Below are 14906 nucleotides of genomic sequence, written 5' to 3'. Positions count from 1 at the left end.
GAGAGAGCGAGACCGCCGGACATGGACGAGAACACCCGCTACCAGGTGCTGCGCAACGACGAGGAGCAGTACTCGCTGTGGCCCGTCGACATCGAGGTGCCCGCCGGATGGCAGCCCGTCGGCAAGGAGGGCACGGAGGCGGAGTGCTCCGCCTACGTCGACGAGGTCTGGACCGACATGCGTCCGCGCAGCCTGCGTGAGCGCATGGAGAACGCCGGCGCCTGACGCGCTCGCGCGACACGACGAAGCACCGGGCCGGGGCGCGCCCTCAACCACGCGCCCCGGCCCGCCCTCGCCCGCCCGCCCGTCCCGAGGGAGCCCTCATGACCACCCCGGTCCTGCACACCGAACGACTCACGTTCCGCCCCTACCGCCCCGAGGACGAGGACGCCTTCGTGGACTTGCTGCGCGACGAGGAGGTCTGCCGCTGGATGGGCCAGGAACGCGCACCCGAGGCGGACATCCGCGGCCTCTTCCGCGCGATCCTCACCGATGTCTACCCGCGACGCCTGTTCGACGTGTGGGGCCTGTGGCAGATGGAGGCCTTCGTCGGGCATGCCGAGGTGAAGAGGACCGGCAACGTCGACGGACACGAGCTGATCGCCGCCCTCGCACCCCCGTACTGGGGGCGGGGCCTGGGCGCCGAAGTGGTCCGCGGCCTGCTGCGCCACGCCGCCGACAACCTCGGCCTGAAGGAGGCCTACGGCATGGTCGGCGCCGACAACACCCCCAGCCTCGCCATGTGCCGCCGCCTGGGCTTCCGGCACGTGCGGGACGTGACCGGCGACGACGGCACCGTGACCAGGCTGCTGGTGATCTCGACGACGGCCCCGCACTGACACCGGGGCTCGGGGGAGTCCGCGCCGGCCGGCCGGTAGCTGCGGCGAATCCACTGCCGCGCCGGCGGGCGTGGCGGCCGCTGCCTCGTGCGCGGGCAATGGCGACGGCGGCGGCGACGGTGCCGTGCAGCTGACGGTGAGTGGCCGAGGGGCCTTGCCCGGCCTCGCGGACGGTCAGCTGCTGAGGGCTTGGCGCACGGTTTCGCGGCAGTCGATGAACTCGTCGACGCCGACGATGTTCATGGTGCGCCTCACGGAGTGGGTGGGGGCGGCCAGGCGCAGCCAGCCACCGGCCCGGCTGAGGGCGTGGTGGGCGGCGATGAGGATGTTGATGCCACTCGAGTCCATGAAGGTGACCCGGTGCATGTCCAGCACGACGCGGGGGTCGGGCGTGTCCGGGACGGCGAGGGCGTGGCGGAGTGTGTCGCCGGTGTGGTGGTCGATCTCTCCGGACAGAGTGAGCACGTGGATGCCGTCGGCGGCGGTGGCCACGACCGTCAGCTGGCCCGACTGCGCAGCATGCCCGGTGTCCACTCTGTGTTCCTCAGCCATGGTGGTGATACTGGCACACTCGGGCCTCCACTCGGAATTGCCGTCCTCACACCGGGTGATGCCCTGGTGCGGCGAATCCGACACGGGGGCGTGGGCGTGACCCGGGCAGGTGCGGGTATGCGCGGGGTGTGAACGGGGTAGCGAAGGCGGCCGGGATGGAAGCAGTTCCCTGGGGTGAGGACGATGCGGCGCCGCACGAGCGGATCATGCAGACCACCGCGACCTTGGACGGTGACGGCACGGACATCGCCCACGCGCGCCACCTCGCCGCCGGCTTCCTCGCCCGCGTTCGGGCCGAGCGAGGCCTGCCCGTCTCGCAGCGCGCCGTGGACCTGACCCGGCTGGTGGTCAGCGAGCTGGTCACCAACGCCCTCAAATACGCTCCCGGGCTGGTGGTGCTGGATCTGCGGATCGCCGGTGACGTGGTGGAGGTGGTGGTGTGGGACTCCGATCCGGTGCTGCCCATCGCCCGTGCCGCCGACGCCGGCCGGGTGGGGCAGCACGGCTTGGAGATCGTGATGGCCGTCGCCCAGGGTTTCGAAGCTCAGCGGGAACCGGTCGGCAAGCGGATCACCGCGCGGATCGCCCTGATGGACGACCCCGGCGGCGCCGTCACCGGACGCCCGCCCCGGTAGCCGGGCCACCCTCGACCTCATCGCCGAGGAAGGCATCGCGCGCGTCTCCCACCGCAAGAGCGCCACGCGTGCCGGAGTGCCGCTGGGTTCGATGACCTACCACGTCGGCGGCATGGACGACCCGCTGCGGGAAGCCTTCCGCCACTTCACCGACCACATCGTCGCCGTCTTCGACGCCCACCTGGCCGTCCCGGCGGACTCCGACCAGGCCCGTGAAGCCGTCGCCGACCTCGTCCACGCCCTGTCCGAGGAAGGCGGACGCGACCTGGCGCTGACCCAGGAGCTGTACACCCTCGCCGCCCGCCAGCCCGCCTGCCGCGAACTCACCCACGAGTGGATGCGCCGCAGCCGCGTCCACCTGGAGAAGCACTTCGACCCGGACACCGCCCGCCGGCTCGACGCCCTCATCGAAGGCCTCACCCTCCACCGCGCCCTGGCCACCGAGCCGCACGGACGCCGACCTGTCGCCGCGGCCGGACTGCACGCGGCGCGACACCGTCGAACCGCGGAGCGTCGGACGGACCACACGGCCCATCGGCGCATGCGGCCCATGCGGTACGTGCCGACGGCGGGACCGGGGGGTCAGCCGAGGTCGTCGAACATGGCCAGCAGTGCCTGCTCGTCGGTCTCCGGCGCGGGCTGCTCCCGCTGGGGAATCTGCTCGGCCCACACCGTTTTGCCCTGCGGCATGTAGCGGGCACCCCAGTTCTTGGTGTACTGCGCCACGAGGAACAGGCCGCGCCCGCCCTCCTCGGTCGTGGCCGCCCGCCGGATGCGCGGAGAGGTGTTGCTGCGGTCGGACACCTCGCAGATCAGTGAGTCGTCGCGCAGCAACCGCAGGCCCACCGGGCCCCGGCCGCCGTACCGCACGGCGTTGGTCACCAACTCGCTGACCACCAGCCCGATGTTGAATTCCAGCTCCGGCATGCCCCAGGCGGCGAGTTGCGCACGGGTCAGGGCCCTGGCCCGGGCCACGACCGCGGGCTCGGGCGGAAACTCCCAGGACGCCACCCGGTCAGCGGGCAGCGCGTGCACCCGGGCCAGCAGGAGGGCCACGTCGTCGTGCGGGCCGCCGGGCAGGAGGGTGTCCGCGACGCGGTCGCAGATGGCCTCCAGCTCCGGACCGGCACGGTTCAGCGAGGCCAGCAGCTGCCCGGTGCGCGCGTCGGTGTCCTCGTACCCGCGGCTCTCCTTGAGCAGGCCGTCGGTGTACATCGTCAGCAGGCTGCCCGCAGGCAGGTCGACGGTGGCGGACTCGTACGGCTGGATCCCGCCGAGCCCGAGAGGTGGACCGGCCGGGAGGCCGATCAGCTTCGCCTCCCCGCCCGGCGTCAGCAGAGCGGGCGGCGGATGACCGGCACGTGCGGCCGTGCAGCGGGAGGACACCGGGTCGTAGATCGCGTACAGGCAGGTCGTCCCCGTCGCCGGGTCCTGTTCGCCGGCCGATTCGTCGGGGGTGCGGCTGACCAGGTCGTCCAGATGGGCCAGCACCTCCTCGGGCATCAGGTCCAGTCCGGCCAGCGTCCGTACCGCCGTGCGCAGCCGGCCCATGGTCGCCGCCGCCTGCAGCCCGTTTCCGGGCACGTCACCGACGACCAGCGCCACGCGCATGCCGGACAGCGGGATCGCGTCGAACCAGTCGCCGCCCACACCCGTCCGGGCGTCCGCCGGCAGATAGCGGGAGGCGAGGTCGACGGTGCTCAGCCGGGGCAGGGCGTGCGGCAGCAGGCTGCGCTGCAGGGTGAGGGAGGCCTGGTGCTCCCGGCGGTAGCGGCGGGCGTTGTCCATGCTGATCGCGGTACGGGCCGCCAGCTCGCCCGCCAGCGTGAGGTCGTCCTGCTCGTACGGCCTCGTCCTGCCGCGGCGGTAGAACCCTGCCAGGCCGAGCACGGAGCCCCGCGCGGACAGCGGAGCGCCGAGGTAGGAGTGCACGCCCTCGCCGAGGAAGCCGACGGGGTGCACCTCGTCGACCGGGCGCCCGGCCAGGGCGGCGGTCACGACCGAGTCCGTGACCGGCTGTCCGGTCTCCAGGCACCGTGCCTGGGGGGTACCGGCGGGGTAGCCGGCCGGCTCGTTCACGCCGCCGGCCGGGCTGTCACGGGACTCCTCGCCGGACCAGGCGGCCACCCGGCGCAGTGCCACGTCGGGGCGCAGAGGGCCGGGCGGTGGCTCTTCGCCCGCCAGGACGCTTTCGGCCAGGTCGACGACGACCAGGTCGGCGAAGCGCGGCACGGCGATCTCCGCCAGTTCCTCGGCGGTACGCCACAGGTCCAGGGTGGTGCCGAGCCGCACGCCTGCCTCGTTCAGCAGGGACAGCCGCCCGCGTGCCTCGGCGGCGAGCCGGCCGACGCCCGGCTCGCCCACCAGCAGCAGCCACGCGTCGGTCGCTCCGGCGGCGTGCGGTTCCGCCGTCGCACGGGGGGCACCCGCCCCCGCCGCCCCGGCGGGACGGTTCAGGAGCGGCACAGGACGGCCGTCGGAGGCGGTCGCGGTGGCCGGGCTCGGTGTACCCGCACCGCCGGCGTCCTCGAAGCTGACCTCCACCGCAGCCCCCTCCGCGTCGCCGTGGTGCAACTCCCGTCGGCGCAGTACGGCCACGCGACTGCCCGCGAGCGGCACCTCGGCGAATGCCTCACCGGTCGAGGAGATCAGCTCGACGGCCCTTTCCAGCAGTATCAGCCGTTCCTGCGAGGCCAGCCGGGGCGGTGGTCCGCCGAGCCGGGACAGTTCGCCCGAGCCGAGATCCAGCTCGGCATGCCCGCCGCGCTCCATGGCCCGGCGGAAGGAGTGCGTGAGTTCGAGCTCGCGGGCCGTGCTCAGCTCCAGCAGGCGTTCCCCGATGCGTTCGGTGGCGTCCTGCAGGACCAGCGCCATGCCGGGGTCGGCCAGCGTCCGGGGTACGGAGAGGTTGACCGCGCCCCGCACGGTACCGCCCACCGGGTCGCGCACCGGGGCTGCCATGCAGGTCAGGTCCTTGAGGTCGTGCAGGAAGTGTTCGTGGCCCACGACCACGAACGGCGACCTGGTGCTCAGCACCATGCTGACGCTGCTGGTCCCCATGAACCGCTCGTCGACATTGGCGCCCGGCACCAGGGAGGCGGCGTCCATCAGCTGTATCCCCGCCGCGTCGCCCCACCGGTCCACGATGCGCGCCCGTGAGTCGGCCAGCGCCACGGTCACCGGTACGCCCGAGAACCGCTCGTACAGGCGGGCCAGCACGGGCGCGGCAGCCCTGATGAGCCGGGAGTCGGGATCCAGGTCACTCTCGATCGGCAGGGCCGCCTGCTCGCGGTCGATCCCGAGCGACTGCGAGCGCTTCCAGGAAGCGAGAATTTCCGGGCGCACTCCGGCAGCCGGCGGCACCCGGTCGCCGTGGTCGCTGCCCGGAGGAGGGGGATACGACTCCACGGAACTAGGATAATCGGACAAATGGGACGCCCGCTTCGGTGGGTGCTCAGCCGCGGGCATGGGCGGGGCGAGCGTGTCGCTCGGCGCGGTCGCGGGCGGGATCTCCCGGCGTCGGTCCGGTGAAGGGGAGGGTGGAGGCGGTGACGGTCCGGTCCAGGGCGGTGGAGGGCTGGCCGCGGAACCGGTCGCGCTCATGCCCGCCCCCGCCCCCGACGAGGCGGCCGGCGTCACCGCGGCGCTCGGCTCGTCGCGCGCTCGCCCGCCGCGCGGGCGCGGACGTGGGGGAGACCCACGGCGACGAGGCGCGCAAGGCGGGCGAGGCGCAGGACCGGCCTGATGGTGTGGCGGGTGCGGGCCTGCGTACAGGCCCGCTGCTGCTGCGGTCCGCACGCCGCGTGGGCGGCAACTGGATGTCCTGCCCGTGTGGCGGCATCCCTCCTACCTCCTATGGGCCGGGGCGGGTCTGCCCGCGTGCTTCCTCAGCCGTGGTCTGCGCGGACTGCCGGGCCTGTTCGGTGACCGGCTCGGCTTGCGCCCTGGTCTCTTCCGCGGTGGTGCGGGCGGCCTCGGCCGCGGCGTTCTTGACCTCTTCGGCTGCCTCCCTGCCGGCTTGGGCGGTCTCCTCCTTCAGCTGCTGCGCGGACTCCACCGCGGCCTGCTTGACCGGTTCGAGCGTCTCGCCGGCCTGCTCGGCCACCTGCGCCGCCATCCGCTGCTCCGCCTGGGAGGCGGGTATCAGGGATGCGGTCAGCAGCCCGGCGCCGAAGGCGATCAGCCCGGCGGCCAGCGGGTTGCCCTGGGTCTGCCGCACCGCCTGCTCCGGAGCCTGCCGTACGGCCTGTCCGGCCTGCTCGGCGGCGTGCCGGCCGGTGTCCGTGGCCTGACCGGCCATCTCGCGCGCCGTGCCGGCGGCCTGCCCTGTGGTCTCCTGCACCGCCCCGGTGGCCTGGCGCGTGCGGTCGGTGACCTGGCCGGTGATCTCCGAAGCGGTGCCCATCACGCGGTTCCTCACCCCGGACAGCGCCCCGCGGAAGCGCCGGGTGCGACGCCGGACCATCTGGCGCGGTCGCGCGTGATCTGCCAGTCGGGAAACGTCCTGGGAGAGCCTTTCCCGGGTGCTGTCGATGTCGGCCCTTATCCGGTCGGGTGCCGTGCCCATTGCGCATCCTCCTTCAGTGTCTCCAGGGTCTGTTCCGGTTTGGGGGACATGGTCCGCATTCGTTGCCGCCCCTTGTGGTACAGGACGGCGCCGATCAGCGCCCATATCGCGGTGACGATGAGCGCGGCCAGGGCGAGATCCAGGACGTTGTCCAGTGCGAACATCGCCGTCAGCGAGAGGAAGAGGGCGACCATGTAACCGCCCAGCCCCGCGCCGCCGAACATCCCGGCGGTCTTGCCTGCCTTCGACGCCTCTTGGCGGAGCTCGGCCCTGGCCAGCTCGACCTCTTGCCGGAACAGCGTCTGCATGTCGGATGTCACTGCCGACATCAGCTCGCTCATGGAGCTGTCCTGGCCGTCTTGCCTCCGTCGCTGCGGAGGCTGCGGTGCGACCGACGACATCTCACACCTCCGGCGGCGGGCTCTGCGGCTTCGGCGGGTACGCCGAGGGCTCCTGCGGCGGATAGGCCGACCGTTCCTGCCGCGGGTACGCCGAGGGCTCCTGGGGCGCGTACGCCGACCGTTCCTGCTGCGGGTACGCCGAGGGCTCCTGCGCGTACGGCGACCGCTCCGGCGGCGGATACACCGACCGCTCCGGCGGCGGATACACCGAGGGCTCCGGCGGCGAATAACCCGGCGCTGGCTCTGGCTCCGCCTGGATCCCGTAGCCTCGCGGCAGCGTCTCGACCGCCCGGCCGCCCTCGCCCGGCATCGGCTGGCCCGGTTCCGAGCCGGCCGCCTTGCTGCCGGCCTTGGCCAGCCGTCCGACGACGAACCCGGCCAAAGCCGCTCCGCCGAGGAACGCGCCCGGCCGCCGACGAGCGAAGTCCTGTACGTCCCCGACAACGCCCCCCGCGCCGTGCTGGTCCAGGTAGTCGGCGACACGGTGACCCCGGTCCGCTACCTGTTCCACCATGCTCTTGGCCGGGGAATCGGACCCGGCATTGCTCGCCAGGCCGGCCAGGTCGTCCGCCCATTGCCGCAGTGTGTCCGCTCCGCGCTGAGTCTGACTCTGTGCCTGATCGCTGAGACGCTCTCGCAGGTCGCGAGCCACCGTGCGAGCTTGGTCCTTCGCTTCGCCGGCTACGGCTTTTACCTGCTCGGTAGCCGTGTCCACAACCTCACCGCCGGCCTGCTTGGCCTGGTGGGCCGTGGCCGATGCCTCCTGCCGTGCGGTCTGCCCGACCTGCTGAGCACGCCCGGCGCCACCGTAGTCACTGTCGCTCATGGATCGCTCCTCCTCGGGGCACGCCCCGGGCCCGCGGAGCCTTCGCGCGGGCCGAGGACCCTTGTCGATATCCCCACCACAACGCGCTGCGCCGTGAACGAAGCTCAACACCCGTCCTTCGCGCCTCTGCGTCCCTCCCAGCCCCCCGGCTAACCATCACCACACCATCGAAACAACACAAAATGTCCGATGGGTCGCTTCGTGAGGGCGGCTTGCGCTGCGGGCGGGCAAAAGCCGGTGCCGGGGCGGCCCATGACGCCGGTGACCGTCGACCAGTGCGTCATGTCGCGGTCGACGACCGCCGTATGAAGCACGACGTTGACGCGGTCCTGCGGCGAGACCCCCTGGACATGCTCGCGCGGTACCCGTTCCCTCTACAGGGCGGTGCGGCCGGCGATGTTCCCGCCCGGATCGTCAGTGAGCGCGATCACCGCCGTGACGCGTTTGCCGACCGGTTCACGGCGGACCTCGTACGCCTGGCTGACGGCGAGCGTGATCTCCAGGCCATGCCGCCCGACTCGCCGCGGGTCGGCCGCGGCGACGTCCGGCAGGACCGGATCGCTGTCCCACACCGAAACCCGCACAGCGCCGTCGACGATCTGCAGATCGAGCATGACCGGGCCGGGCGCGTACTTCACCGCGTTGGTGACCAGCTCGCTGACCACCAGCTGTGTCATGCCCATCGCCCGCTCCGACACCGGCAGCCCATGCACGGCCTGCACCTCGGCAAGGAAGCCGGTGGCCAGATGCCGGGCGTCACCGATGCACGAGGAGCCGCCGTCATAGGCGGCCGACACCTGCGTCCGGTCGCTGCCTTCGGCCTTTCGGCCCTCATCCCCCGCGGTCAGCCCCATGTGGCCCGCCTCGCCTTGTCGTGCCTTGTCTTGCCTCACCCGGTCACCGCAGGAAACCCATGCTGTGTTCGCGGAGCATCGCACGGCCACCGGCCGGATACCCCCGCATATCCGATTCAGCCCGCCCTTCGGAGCGCGGTTGACATCATGGCGCTGCGTGGGTTTGCGTGGAGCCGGTGACCTCAGCAGCGAGACCTCACCTCCACCGGACAGGAGATGGCATGACCCAGGCCCGTCTGACCATCTCCCAGTACACCACCGCCGACGGCGTCCACGTCCTCGCCCTGGTCGGAGAGATCGACCACACCACGGCGGACACCTTCCGCCGGACGCTCACCGCTCAGCACGAATCCGCCCCCTGCGCGGTCGTCGACTTCGGCCACGTCACGTTCATGGACTCCAGCGGCATCAACGTCCTCGTCGCCGCGAACAACACGAACCGCACCCGCGGCGGCTGGTTGCGCCTGGCCGAGGTCCCTTCGCCCGTACGCGATGTCCTGCGCATCGTCGGCCTCGACGACGTCATCCCGCTGTACGCCACCCTGAACCAGGCCCTCGCTGCCGGGAACGCCGCACAGGCGTCCCGGACCGGTCCTGGCGTCTGATCGGCTTCGTCGGCTCCGGGGACGCGGCGGTGGCTCGGTTCGCCCCCGTCAAGGGGTAGGAGCGCACGAACGACGATCCGCACCGCCAGGCTCCCTTCTCACCCGGCACGGCACCGCCCTCGGTCGACATGCGCTCGGTTGCCGTCCCGACGTCCTGATGCGCCGGCCTCGACCGCCCTCAGGTGATCTGGCTGGTGATCATGGCCGTGTAGTACATCATCCGGCCGATGACCATGTGCGGTGAGGGCTGGCTGGTGATGTGCGCGAAGCTCGGCGCCGGCAGGAACCGGTAGCCCGCCGGGGGCGGGGACGTGTCGGCAGGCACCTGCGAGTAGCAGCTGGAGACCGCTCCGGGCGCGTGCGTCAGCGTCTTCCTCTTCTCGGAGAGGAGGAAGGGGCTGTCGAAGTCGATGACCTCGCGCAGCAGTCCCGAGGAGGCGAACGCGTGGATGAACAACCGCATCGCGTCGATGCCGGAACTGAAGCTGGACACTCCCACCGCCGTGGCCCGGACCGGGCCCAGGGGGATGGGCGAGAACGCGTTCCGTACGGCGGTCAGCAGCGCGTTCAGGGTGTCGACCGGCGCGCTGCCGAACACGTTCTGTGCCGGGTCGCCGAGCGCTGCCATCGTGGTGAACGGCATGAGCAGCGGCATGCGCCGCGCCCCGGCCAGCTGGCCGCCCAGGACGGCGACATGGTGCTGCATGTGGTTGCGCCAGCCGTTGGCGAAGGCGGGGTAGTCGGCGTCGGCCGCGTGGACGTGACCGTTCTGGATGACGGTGGGGTGGAACGCGACCTGCGCCCGGGTGAAGTCGAGCGTCCCGAACGGCACGGCCGCCCCGACCCAGAACACCCGGCCGTTCTTCTCCACTCTCATCAGCAGGTCGTGGATCGTCGTCGTCAGGGGCTCCTCCTCCAGGAAGCCGCCCACCAGCACCGGTTTCACCACCGGGTTGGTGACGGGATGCGGCAGCACCCGGTCCAGTGAGTTCGTCTGCGTCACCGTGATGGTCACGGCTCACCTCCTCGGACCGTCAGGCGTACACCGGCCGTTCGCGGTATGCGGGGACGTCCGCCGGCAGCTACTGGGCGGGCGCGGGGCCGAACACCCTGCGCCGGGTGCGGGGCGGTACGGGCGTACCCACGGTGAGCCGCGCGATCGACGTGCCGGCCGGTGGCCGGACCGGTGGGACGCGGGGGCAGAACACGCGGAGGCAGAACACCCGGCAGGTCCTGACTGCCTCAGGCTGTCCTGGGGTTCCGCCCCGGACCGGGCCGTACCGGATCCGCTTGCCCGGGCGGCCCGTTCGGTTCGCTCACGTGATTTCCCATCGGACGGTCCCGAGGAACTGCGGGTTGTCCGGATCCGTCACCGCCCCGCCTCCTCGTGCGCCCCGTCCCGGGAGGCCGCCGCCGGGTGCGGCGAAGTCGTTCAGCCCCAGGACCAGCCGGGACCCGGCGGACGGGCCGTCGAAAGCGAACACGACTCGATGCCCCTGGCGTCCGTCCCAGTCGAACTCACCCGAGGACGAGGGGAGGAAGCCCGGGACGCCCCGCCAGTCCCCGCGGAGGCGATCGGAGCCCGCGGGGGCGGACCCGATGGTCATGTTGATGGACTGCACGCTGCCCGGATTGTTCGCATCCGTCAGCCGCACGTCCACATTGAAGTCGAAGTGCATGACAGTCCCCTGTCGGACGCTGTGCGCAGGGAGGGGTCCGCAGACCTCGGACGCCGGCCCGGCCCTGGCCTTCGCGGCGGGGCGGAGCGCGGTCGTCACGCGGTGAGTCCGCTGGCCCTGCCTGACGGCGGGCGTCGCTCACCTCTTCCAGGATGACATGCCTCCAGCAAGCCGCAACACGGTCCGGCACCGTTTGTGTGGTGAAGCTGTCGCCGGGCCGAGCCGCCGTTTCCCGGGTGAGCGGCGTGACGGTGACCAGATGACCGAGGCGGTCGACTCCGAAGGCAACAAGGCGTCCTTCGCGTACGACAAGGTCGGCAACATCGTGAAGGTCGTCGACCCGCGCAAGAACGCCACGGCCAGCCCCGACGACTACACCACCCGCTACGAGTACGACCTGAACCACCGGGTCGTGCGCACCATCGACGCGCTCGAATGGGCCACCTCCGTCCGCTACGACAAGGACGGCCTGAAGATCGCGCAGACGGACGCGGAGGGCAACGAGTCGCTCGCCGCCTACGACGAGCGCGGCACCCTGGTGGAGTCCAGGGTCCCGGTCAGCGAGAACGCCTCCGGCGACATCACCTACCGCACCACCCGCTACGCCTACGACCAGGTCGGCAACCGGACGAAGAGCATCACCCCGCGCGGCGTCGCCACCACCGACGACGACACCGACTTCGTCGCGGAGACCGTCTACGACGGGCTGAACCGGGTCAAGGAGGAGCGCTCGCCCTTCGACAAGGACGACCCGCGCTAGCCGGACACCATGCTCTACTTCTACGACGAGGTCGGGAACCTCAGCGAGGTCTCGGCGCCGCCGTCGGACGGGCAGTCGGTCCGCAACGGCACCAAGTACACGTACTACGACAACGGTCTGACGGAGACGGCCGAGGACCCGTGGGACATCACCACGTCCTACACGTACAACGAGCTAGGCCAGCAGACCGAGAACACCCTCACCTCGGCGGGCGGCTCCCAGAAGCGCACCATGACCTGGGAGTACTACCAGTCGGGCAACCTCAAGGCGCGCTCCGACGACGGCGTCCCGGTCGGCCGGCACGTCGTGCTGGCCGACAGCTCGGACTTCAACAGCCGGGCGACACAGGGCAGCTGGTCGCACACCCAGGCCGAGGAGCAGTACGGCTACGACACCTACTCGCACCCCGCCGGCGACGGCACCTCGTCGTTCTCCTGGCAGCTCCACATCCCGCGGAACGGCACCTGCGAGGTATTCGTCCGCCATCAGATCGACGCGCCGCAGGGGCCCTGGTCCCTGGGCGACCGCATCTCGGAGGCCCAGGGCCTGCTGTCGGACACCATGCGCGGCGCCACCGGCAAGCTCAAGGACAAGACCTGGGTGGGCCGTCAACACCAGGACGGGCGAGGTGGCCGTCACCTGCTCGGGCGGGGCAACTGCGCCGAGGTCAACGTCCTGGTGGGCACCGGCTGGACGGTCGACGAGACCATCTTCACCCGGGCCCTGGAGTGGGTGAACCACAAGGACGGACTCGGCAGGATCCCGCAGGACAAGCCGGTCTGCTCCACCTGCCAGCGCATCTTCCCGGAGGACAATGTCGTGGACGGTGTACAGCTCGACAGGTGACGGACGCCCGGCCGGTCACCGACCGGTTACCGGCCGGGACCCGAAGAAGGGAAGGCGCTCTGTGCGAATGGCCAGGGCGGTGCGAGCGGAGCTGGACCGCTTCGACTGGGGACGGCTGCGATGCGCGTGCGGCGGCAGCGCGGAGCACGTTCCCGACCTGTTCCGGCGCCTGCTGGAGGCGGAGACCGGCGACGAGTTGCCCGGGGCGGACCTGGAGGGCCACCTCATCGACCGGGGCGGGCTCTTCGAGGCCGCGGTGCCCGGCGTCAGCGTGATCCTCGCCGCACTCGCGGGACCACTGCCGGACGCCGTACGGGAGTACCTCGTGACGTTCCTCTGGCATCTCGTCGCGGGCGACCCGCACCCGGTGGAGGAGGCGCACGGCCGCACGCACCTGGACCGCGAGTGCCAGCTCCGGGCCCGGGAAGGCCTCGCGGTGATCCTTCGGGAAGCCGTCTCGGGCGAGCGCGAGACAGCGATCGACATCCTGGAACCTCAGATGCCTGCTGGAGACCGGCGAGGTCCGGCGCCCGGGGAGATGTCCCGCGCCCAGCCAGTGATCAGCCATGAAGGAAATCTGTCGCGATGACAGTAGACATTGACTCGTAGCAGGGTTACTCTTTCTCTGTACTCAGGAAGTCGAAGTGGGCACGGCAGACACGAACTGCCCGTGCGAGCAGGACAAGCAGGACACGGCCCCAGGGGCCGTGAGCAGTACCCGCGGTAACCAGCAGTACAACCGAGTAACCGAAGGTAAGGAGCAGACGCCATCAGGATCGCCCGGGCGAGGAAGGACGTCCGCCCGGGTACCGCAAGGCCCCGGATTGGAAGGTGGTCCCCGGTCACGCATCCGCGATCCCCGCAGCCCCGCCCTCCCAGGCGGAACCTGCGGACATACAAGGCCGGCGCTGTCGGCCGGTAGATGGTGTTGAAAGCTCGGGGCCCGGGTGCCGGAACGGCACTCGGGCCCCCCGACGCATCCCCCCGGAAGAAGAGGTCTATGCACCCTCGCAGTACCCGCCCCGTCGACAACCTCGACGACGACGACTACCCCGCCTACACCATGGGCCGGGCCGCCGAGATGCTCGGCACCACGCCCGCCTTCCTCCGCGCCCTCGGCGAACACCGCCTGATCACGCCCCTGCGCTCGCAAGGTGGCCACCGCCGTTACTCCCGCTACCAGCTGCGCATCGCCGCCCGCGCCCGGGAACTCGTCGACCAGGGGACCCCCATCGAGGCCGCCTGCCGCATCATCATCCTCGAAGACCAGCTCGAAGAAGCCCAGCGCATCAACGAGCAACTGCGCACCCAGGGCACCCAGGCCCAGCCGAAGACCTCGGCCTGATGGCGCCGGGCCCGACCTGAACGCCGCTCACCCTCGGCCATTTCGGAATCCGCCACCTCCCTTCGAGCGAGAGGGCCGGTGGCGGGGAAGAGGCGTTCCCCGTGGATATGGGGGTAAGCGGTGGGTGTGAATGGGGTAGGAAAGGCGGCTGCGATGGAATCAGGGCGCTTGGACGAGGTCGGCACCGCGCCGGACGAGCAGGCCATACAGACCACGGTGGCCCTGGACGGAGGCGGCACCGACATCGCCCGGGCCCGTCACCTGGCCGCGGGTTTCCTCACCCGTCTCCAGTCCGAGCACGGTCTGCCCGTGTCGCAGCGCGCCATGGACGTGACACGGCTGGTGGTCAGCGAACTGGTCACCAACGCCCGCAAGTACGCCCCCGGCCCCATCCTGCTGGTCCTGCGCGTCACCCGCGGCACCGTCGAGGTCGTGGTGTGGGACTCCGACCCGGCGCTGCCCATCGCCCGGGCCGCGGACGCCGGCCGGGTGGGTCAGCACGGCCTGGAGATCGTGATGGCCGTCGCCCAGGGCTTCGAGGCGCAGCGCGAGCCGGTCGGCAAACGCATCACCGCCCGCATCGCCCTGGCCGACGATCCCGGCGGCGCCATCACCGGACGCCAGCCCCTGTAGAACGATCAGCGGCTTTGAACGCCGCCCCGAGGCACTGCGCTACCTGGATCCTCCGGCTGGACGGAAGCCCGCTTGTGCCGGACGACCACAGGCGGCGGGTCCCGGTGAGAGCCGCCCTGAGCGCCGTCGACGCGCTGTGGTCTCACCCGGACCGATGAAGGCCCTGCCGCCGCCCGAGATCGCGGGCGGCGGCAGGGCCTTCATCGGTCCGGGACGTCCGCGCTCAGGCGTTGGTGAGCATGCCCTCGCGGAGGCGGGCCAGCAGGCGGGAGATCAGGCGGGAGACGTGCATCTGCGAGACGCCGAGGCGTTCGCCGATCTCCTTCTGGGTGAGTTCCTCGACGAAGCGCCAGTGGATGATCTG

At 71.4% G+C, this 14906-nt stretch carries 18 protein-coding genes and 2 pseudogenes; 10 read left to right on the top strand and 10 right to left on the bottom strand.

Annotation, left to right across the window (positions count from 1 at the left end):
• The first annotated feature begins 21 nt into the window (after positions 1–21).
• On the top strand, positions 22–225 hold the full coding sequence (locus VE614_RS24245) for an MbtH family protein (RefSeq protein WP_132785699.1): 204 nt from the start codon (positions 22–24) through the stop codon (positions 223–225).
• Between the two features lie 98 nt (positions 226–323).
• Complete coding sequence (locus VE614_RS24240; protein ID WP_324940973.1) at positions 324–839, top strand: GNAT family N-acetyltransferase; 516 nt, start codon at positions 324–326, stop codon at positions 837–839.
• A 174-nt stretch (positions 840–1013) separates the two neighbouring features.
• Here VE614_RS24240 and VE614_RS24235 read toward each other — a convergent pair whose 3' ends face one another.
• Entirely contained in the window at positions 1014–1391 is a 378-nt protein-coding gene (locus VE614_RS24235) for an STAS domain-containing protein (protein ID WP_324940970.1), read from the bottom strand.
• Positions 1392–1546: 155 nt separating this feature from the next.
• Between VE614_RS24235 and VE614_RS24230 the strand changes: the two genes are divergently transcribed.
• Complete coding sequence (locus VE614_RS24230) at positions 1547–2026, top strand: ATP-binding protein (RefSeq protein WP_414719635.1); 480 nt, start codon at positions 1547–1549, stop codon at positions 2024–2026.
• A gap of 4 nt (positions 2027–2030) precedes the next feature.
• A pseudogene (locus tag VE614_RS24225) lies at positions 2031–2501 on the top strand (TetR/AcrR family transcriptional regulator); the annotation flags it as partial.
• 107 nt (positions 2502–2608) lie between these two features.
• Here VE614_RS24225 and VE614_RS24220 read toward each other — a convergent pair.
• The 6 genes and pseudogenes from VE614_RS24220 to VE614_RS24195 form a co-directional block, all read right to left on the bottom strand.
• Positions 2609–5434, bottom strand: a complete 2826-nt coding sequence (locus VE614_RS24220; RefSeq protein WP_324940967.1) for a SpoIIE family protein phosphatase — start codon at positions 5432–5434, stop codon at positions 2609–2611.
• Between the two features lie 445 nt (positions 5435–5879).
• Positions 5880–6431 (bottom strand): hypothetical protein, encoded by a 552-nt coding sequence (locus VE614_RS24215; RefSeq protein WP_324942031.1) that lies wholly within the window; start codon positions 6429–6431, stop codon positions 5880–5882.
• Positions 6432–6512: 81 nt separating this feature from the next.
• Positions 6513–6593: pseudogene (locus VE614_RS24210) on the bottom strand (DUF3618 domain-containing protein); the annotation flags it as partial.
• Positions 6569–6934 carry a phage holin family protein gene (locus VE614_RS24205; RefSeq protein ID WP_324940964.1) on the bottom strand — a complete coding sequence of 122 codons (366 nt, stop codon included), beginning with the start codon at positions 6932–6934 and terminating at the stop codon, positions 6569–6571. The pseudogene VE614_RS24210 and the gene VE614_RS24205, both read right to left, overlap by 25 nt.
• 61 nt (positions 6935–6995) lie before the next feature.
• Complete coding sequence (locus VE614_RS24200) at positions 6996–7820, bottom strand: hypothetical protein (protein ID WP_324940961.1); 825 nt, start codon at positions 7818–7820, stop codon at positions 6996–6998.
• 374 nt (positions 7821–8194) lie between these two features.
• Positions 8195–8674: an ATP-binding protein gene (locus tag VE614_RS24195; protein WP_324940958.1), complete on the bottom strand. Its 480-nt coding sequence runs from the start codon at positions 8672–8674 to the stop codon at positions 8195–8197.
• Between the two features lie 221 nt (positions 8675–8895).
• On the opposite strand from VE614_RS24195, the gene VE614_RS24190 reads away from it, so the two are divergent.
• Complete coding sequence (locus VE614_RS24190) at positions 8896–9279, top strand: STAS domain-containing protein (RefSeq protein ID WP_324940956.1); 384 nt, start codon at positions 8896–8898, stop codon at positions 9277–9279.
• A 178-nt stretch (positions 9280–9457) separates the two neighbouring features.
• On the opposite strand, the gene VE614_RS24185 is transcribed toward VE614_RS24190, so the two are convergent.
• Together VE614_RS24185 and VE614_RS24180 are read right to left on the bottom strand one after the other, a co-directional pair.
• The gene (locus VE614_RS24185) at positions 9458–10294 is read right to left on the bottom strand and encodes a hypothetical protein (RefSeq protein ID WP_324940954.1); all 837 of its coding nucleotides are present in this window, start codon (positions 10292–10294) and stop codon (positions 9458–9460) included.
• 301 nt (positions 10295–10595) lie between these two features.
• The gene (locus VE614_RS24180) at positions 10596–10958 is read right to left on the bottom strand and encodes a hypothetical protein (protein WP_324940951.1); all 363 of its coding nucleotides are present in this window, start codon (positions 10956–10958) and stop codon (positions 10596–10598) included.
• A 259-nt stretch (positions 10959–11217) separates the two neighbouring features.
• Between VE614_RS24180 and VE614_RS24175 the strand changes: the two genes are divergently transcribed.
• The 5 genes from VE614_RS24175 to VE614_RS24155 all read left to right on the top strand — a co-directional run bounded on the left by VE614_RS24175 (position 11218) and on the right by VE614_RS24155 (position 14542).
• Positions 11218–11718, top strand: coding sequence for a hypothetical protein (locus VE614_RS24175; protein WP_324940949.1), 501 nt, complete (start codon positions 11218–11220; stop codon positions 11716–11718).
• Between the two features lie 9 nt (positions 11719–11727).
• Complete coding sequence (locus VE614_RS24170) at positions 11728–12564, top strand: hypothetical protein (protein ID WP_324940947.1); 837 nt, start codon at positions 11728–11730, stop codon at positions 12562–12564.
• A 61-nt stretch (positions 12565–12625) separates the two neighbouring features.
• Positions 12626–13153: a hypothetical protein gene (locus tag VE614_RS24165; protein WP_324940945.1), complete on the top strand. Its 528-nt coding sequence runs from the start codon at positions 12626–12628 to the stop codon at positions 13151–13153.
• 411 nt (positions 13154–13564) lie between these two features.
• A complete protein-coding gene (locus VE614_RS24160; RefSeq protein WP_324940942.1) occupies positions 13565–13909 on the top strand; it encodes a MerR family transcriptional regulator in 345 nt (114 codons plus the stop codon).
• A gap of 153 nt (positions 13910–14062) precedes the next feature.
• Complete coding sequence (locus VE614_RS24155; RefSeq protein ID WP_324940939.1) at positions 14063–14542, top strand: ATP-binding protein; 480 nt, start codon at positions 14063–14065, stop codon at positions 14540–14542.
• A gap of 223 nt (positions 14543–14765) precedes the next feature.
• On the opposite strand, the gene VE614_RS24150 is transcribed toward VE614_RS24155, so the two are convergent.
• A partial coding sequence (locus tag VE614_RS24150; protein ID WP_324941970.1) for a sigma-70 family RNA polymerase sigma factor occupies positions 14766–14906 on the bottom strand: 141 nt, incomplete at its 5' end.

The sequence above is a fragment of the Streptomyces sp. genome, from assembly GCF_035645055.1.
In the GTDB taxonomy this organism is placed as follows: Bacteria; Actinomycetota; Actinomycetes; order Streptomycetales; family Streptomycetaceae; genus Streptomyces.
This window is presented reverse-complemented; position numbering and strand designations above follow the sequence as displayed.